Source organism: Actinoplanes sp. NPDC051633, from assembly GCF_040681735.1.
In the GTDB taxonomy this organism is placed as follows: Bacteria; Actinomycetota; Actinomycetes; order Mycobacteriales; family Micromonosporaceae; genus Actinoplanes.
Genome location: NZ_JBFAZH010000584.1, coordinates 1 through 4,949, shown reverse-complemented (window position 1 = coordinate 4,949; position 4,949 = coordinate 1). Strand labels below are relative to the sequence as shown.

At 71.2% G+C, this 4,949-nt stretch carries 5 protein-coding genes; 2 read left to right on the top strand and 3 right to left on the bottom strand.

All coding sequences use genetic code 11. From position 1 onward, the window contains the following. Positions 1-125: 125 nt before the first annotated feature. From AB0M20_RS27175 to AB0M20_RS27165, 3 genes are all read right to left on the bottom strand, one after another. Positions 126-425: a hypothetical protein gene (locus AB0M20_RS27175; protein WP_364302889.1), complete on the bottom strand. Its 300-nt coding sequence runs from the start codon at positions 423-425 to the stop codon at positions 126-128. Between the two features lie 73 nt (positions 426-498). After that, positions 499-2,667, bottom strand: a complete 2,169-nt coding sequence (locus tag AB0M20_RS27170; protein WP_364302888.1) for an EAL domain-containing protein — start codon at positions 2,665-2,667, stop codon at positions 499-501. Positions 2,668-2,669: 2 nt separating this feature from the next. Next, a complete protein-coding gene (locus AB0M20_RS27165) occupies positions 2,670-3,815 on the bottom strand; it encodes an FIST N-terminal domain-containing protein (protein ID WP_364302886.1) in 1,146 nt (381 codons plus the stop codon). A gap of 71 nt (positions 3,816-3,886) precedes the next feature. Here AB0M20_RS27165 and pyrE point away from each other — a divergent pair, with 71 nt between their 5' ends. Beyond that, positions 3,887-4,414, top strand: a complete 528-nt coding sequence (gene pyrE, locus AB0M20_RS27160) for an orotate phosphoribosyltransferase (protein ID WP_364302885.1) — start codon at positions 3,887-3,889, stop codon at positions 4,412-4,414. A gap of 53 nt (positions 4,415-4,467) precedes the next feature. Further along, the coding region (locus tag AB0M20_RS27155; RefSeq protein WP_364302884.1) for an AMP-binding protein at positions 4,468-4,949 on the top strand (482 nt) is incomplete at its 3' end.

Sequence of the window (4,949 nt, the reverse complement as noted above, 5' to 3'; positions counted from 1 at the left end):
TCGTATCTACCGGGGCCCCAACATCTACTGGTGTGCTGACCGGGGGCTTACACATGCCTTACCCGTAATGGGGGGCGGCGTGGGTTACGGCCGGGCGGCGGCCGCCCCCCTCACGCTTCGTGCTTCTAAAGGGCCAGCTGCGGCCGGGCCGGGATGCCAGTCACCGCGGGCGCGGCGCTGCGCGGCGGGAGCTGGTGCGGCACGGAGTACGACGGCACCAGCATGGACTCGACGGCCGGGGCGATCGCGGGCCGCTCGTTGAGCGAGATCAGCCGGGCGGCCCGGGCGAGCGACCCGGTCTCGCCGTCGCGGAAGCCCTCCCGATAACCCTTCTCGTAGCGCTCGCCACGGCCCAGCGCGCGGCCGATGGCGAAGCAGGAGGAGCCGGCGAGGGCCAGGAGGAAGAGAAGGGCGAAGGGTGTCACGGTGCGTCCTCTCGGGGCAGTGGATCTCCCAATGAGGTGCAAAATACTCGAAACTGGTCAGAACTAACCGTAACTATGCGATGAGTGACGCGTTCGGGTGACTACGGGTTGCGGACTCCAGGAATGCGGGTAGATCCTCCGCATCGGCCGGCCTGCACAGGTGGTAGCCCTGGCCGAGCCGGCAGCCGAGCGCCCGCAGCGCGTCCAGCTGCGCCACGTTCTCGATGCCCTCGGCCACCACCCGCAGGCCGAGGATCTGTCCGAGCTGGACGATCGTGCGGACCAGGGCCAGATCCTCGCTGGTCAGCTCGGCGCGCGCGATGAAGACCCGGTCCACCTTCAGCTCGTCGACCGGCAGCTCGCGCAGGTAGGCCAGCGACGAGTAGCCCGTCCCGAAGTCGTCGACGGAGAGCTGGCAGCCGAGCGTACGCAACGAGTTGAGGGACGCCACGGCCAGCTCCGGCTCACTCATCAGGACCGACTCGGTGAGCTCCAGCGTGACCGCGCTGGACGGCAGACCGGCCACCGCCAGCGCCCGCATCACATCGTCGGCGAACCGCGGATGGACCAGCTGATGCCCCGACACGTTCACGTTCAAGGTCAGATCGGGGTACGTGCGGCGCCACGCCGCCACCTGCGCCGCCGCGGTCTCCAGGACCCACTGACCCACCTCGAGGATCAGCCCCGACTCCTCCGCGATCGGAATGAAGTCGACCGGCGACACCATCCCGCGACCCGGGCTGTGCCAGCGGATCAACGCCTCCACCCCGGTCACCTCGCCGGTGTCGAGCCGCATCAGAGGCTGATATTGCAGCTTGAACTCGCGTGCCTCCAGGGCCTTCTGCAGGTCGCCGCGCAGGCTCAGGTAGTTGAGCGCCTCGGTGTGCATGTACGGCTCGTACACGACCACCTTGGCCGGGCCGTCCTTCTTGGCCCGGTACATCGCCACGTCCGCGTTGTTCAGCAGGATCTCCGAGGCCTCGGTCCGGTCCCGCGAGATGGCCACGCCCACACTGGCGCCGATGAAGAGGTCGCGGCCGGCCACCCGGAACGGCTCCTTGATGGCGGTGACGATGCGCTCGCCGACCGAGGTGGCAGCATCCATCGGCGAGTCGTGCAGCAGCACCGCGAACTCGTCGCCGCCCAGCCGCGCGGTGGTGTCGCTGGCGCGCACGCAGCTGCGGATCCGCCCGGCGACCGCGGCCAGCAGCTGGTTGCCGGCCTCGTGCCCCAGGCTGTCGTTGACGCCCTTGAACCGGTCGAGGTCGATGAACAGCACGCTGGTCGGGTCGGTGGCGCTGTCCCGCGAGGCGAGGACCCGGTTGAAGATCTTCAGGAACAGGCCGCGGCCGGGCAGCCCGGTGACCGGGTCGTGGTGCGCCTCGTGGACCGCTTCGACCGTACGCGCATCGGTGAGCGCAAGGCTCACCTGCTGAGCGAATGCGCTGAGCCGATCCAACCGCTCCGCGTGCTGCTCGGGCGCATCCGGCAGCAACGCCACCAGGCTGCCCGCCATCTCCCCGGTGACCTGCACCGGCGCTGCGACCGCCGCGCCCTTGCCGAACGGCCGGATCAGCTCCGACCCGCTCGCCATCGCCTCCCGCGCCTCGGTCTCCCGCGCCGCCGCCTCCGCGGTGCCGGCCGTCGACGCCACCGTCAGCCGCCGCGCGCGGCCCTCCTCGGCCAGCATCAACGCCACCGAAGCCCCGCCGAGCAGCGCCGACGCCCCGCCCGTCACCGCGTCCAGAATCTCCGGGAGCGGCCGTCGCGCGGAGATCGCCCGCTGGATCGTCAGCATCGTCTCCACCAGGTGCTGCCGGGTCTGCGCGTCGGACCGCAGGTTGCGTTCGGTGGAGAGCACCCGGATGCTGCGCAGCGCGAGGCCGAGCATCTGGGCCATGCCCTGCAGCATCTGCCGTTCCTCGGGGCCGAACTCGTCGTGCAGCCGGCCCACCATCAACGAGCCCCGCACGTTCTCACCCAGCGCGCTGTAGCTGGTGTGCAGCGCGCCCAGCCCCTGCACGCCCAGCTTGCGGTCGGCGCGGACCAGGCCCGCCACCGGCACACCGGCGCCGAACCCCCACGCGCCCTCGACGGTGTCCTCGACGACCACCGCGGCGACCTCGGCCTCCACCATCTCGGCGGCCCGCTCGGTGGCGCAGGCGATCGCGGACGGCTCGTCGGCGGCGGCGTTGACCGCGGCGAAGTACTCGGTCAGCTGGTGCGTCGACCAGTGGGACATGGTCAGGCCAGGGCCAGTGTGACGAGGGTCAGGTGGTGCGTGCCGAGCGCGCCGCGGACCCGGGCGATCTCGGCGGTGGTGTAGAAGCCGGCGTACGGGGTGCCGCCCAGCACGTCCCGCATCGCGGCCATCTCCTGCTGCATCCCGTCCAGGCCCAGCTTGCTCCGGCGCCCGGCGCAGTCGAAGGCCAGCACCCCCAGCGGCGCCCTGCCGCCCAATCCCTCGAGCGCCTCGGCGCAGGAGTCGGCGGCGCCGGCGATCAGCGCGGCCGGGTCACCGTCCATCACCCAGCAGAGCGCGCCCTGCGGCACGTCGGCGAGGCTGCCGACGGTCCGCTCGATCTCATCGGCGTCGTTGAGCACCCGGATGTCCTCGCCGTTGCGCCGGGACAGCCCGATCGACACGAACGTGTGCGGGTCCGTCTGCTTCGGCGCCTGCCCGCCACGCCGGAGCAACACGTCAAGGGCCGGCTCGTCGTCGAGCTCGAAGATGGTGCCGCCGGAGCTGCGCGTCACGATCATCGGCGGTTCCAGGCGGTGCCAGCCGTGCGCGACGCCGATCCCGATCGGTCCGTCCGAGCCCAGCGCGACGCCGATCACCGCGTCCTCGAACACCGTGTCGTCGTGGAACTGGAACGTGCGCTGCACCTGTGGTGTGCCGCCGGCGAAGCCGCCGACCAGCGGCACGGCGGCGCCGAGCACCGAGTAGGCCCCGCGGACCACCTCGTGCGGGTCGCCGCTGAAGCCGTCGGCCAGCAGGATCAGCACGCTGTGCGGGTCGGAGAGGCCGGCCATCGCCTCGGCGGCCTCGGCGCCCGCCTGCCGGTGGCCCACGTCGCGGATGTGGGCGACGCGCGTGCGTACCGTGAAGCCGGCTCCGCCCAGCGCGGCCACCGACACCCCGCCGTCACTCACGCCGTCGTAGGCCAGCTCACCCAGAGTGGTGGCCCCGACGACGGTGGCTTCCCGCCCGGCTTCGGCACGCACGCCGAGCAGGAGGGCCGGAAGATCATGGTGGTCGGAACAGAAGACGAAGACCACTTCCGGGGTACGCCCGTTGATCGCGGACGCGGCCGCCTCGGCACCCGCCTTGCCGCTGTCGGCGGCGGTGCTGTGCCCGGCCCCGAACCACCGATGCGGAGTCTGCATGATCCCCCATTCGGCAGGTCCCGACGGTGGCTGAGAGGTTGCGGTCCGGGTGCTGTCTAGGCTGTGCAGCTGTGACTGACTCTTCGCTCGCCCGCCAGGTCAACGACGTCGCACGGCTGACCGGCACCTTCACGTTGCGCTCCGGGCGCACCGCCACCGAGTACTTCGACAAGTACCAGTTCGAGTCCGACCCGGTGCTGCTGGACGCGCTGGCGGAGCAGATGGCCGCGCTCATCCCCGAGGGCACCGAGGTGCTGGCAGGGCTGGAGATGGGTGGGATCGCGGTGGTGACGGCGGTGGGCCGGCACGCGAAGCTGCCCTGCGCGTTCGTGCGAAAGGAAGCGAAGAAGTACGGGACGGCGCGGCTGGCCGAGGGCGCCGAGGTGGCCGGGCGGCGGGTGCTGGTGGTCGAGGACGTGGTGACCTCGGGTGGCCAGGTGGTGATCTCGACGGGTGAGTTGCGCAGGCTGGGCGCGCACGTGGACCACGCGTTGTGCGTGATCGACCGGCAGGAGGGCGGCGCGGAGGCCCTCTCGGAGGCGGGCATCCAGCTTCGGGCCCTGCTGACCAGAGCGGACCTCGACGCCTACAAGGGATAGCCCCGCTGCGCTTTCGGCACCGGCGGTGTAGAAATCCTCCAAGGAGGTGCCGGATGGAATCGAACCTCGCCCGTCTGGCCGTGGCCGCTCTCGATCGGCTCGGTGACCACCCGTCGGTGTTCTTCGAAGGTGCCTGGGTCGGCTCGGCGGAACAGCTCGAACGCGCCAGCCGGCTGGCGTCCGGCCTGGTGCGCCTGGGGGTGCGGCCCGGCGACCGGGTGGTGGTCATGATGGCCAACAGCCCCGAGGTGGTGCAGCTCTACCACGCGGTGTGGCGGGCGGGGGCCGTCGTGACACCGGTCATCTTCCTGGTGACGGCGCCCGAGCTGCGGCACATCCTCGACGACGCGCGCGCGTCGGTCGTCTTCACCACGCCCGAGATCCTGCCGAAGGTGCTGCAGGCGCGCGGGGAGCTTCCTCTTCCGGTGGTGGTCCTCGGCGGTTCGACGAACGGCGAAACGATGAGCTTCGCCGACTTCGCGTCGAACACCGAGCCGCTGTCCATAGTCGACCGTTCGCCGGATCAGCTGGCCGC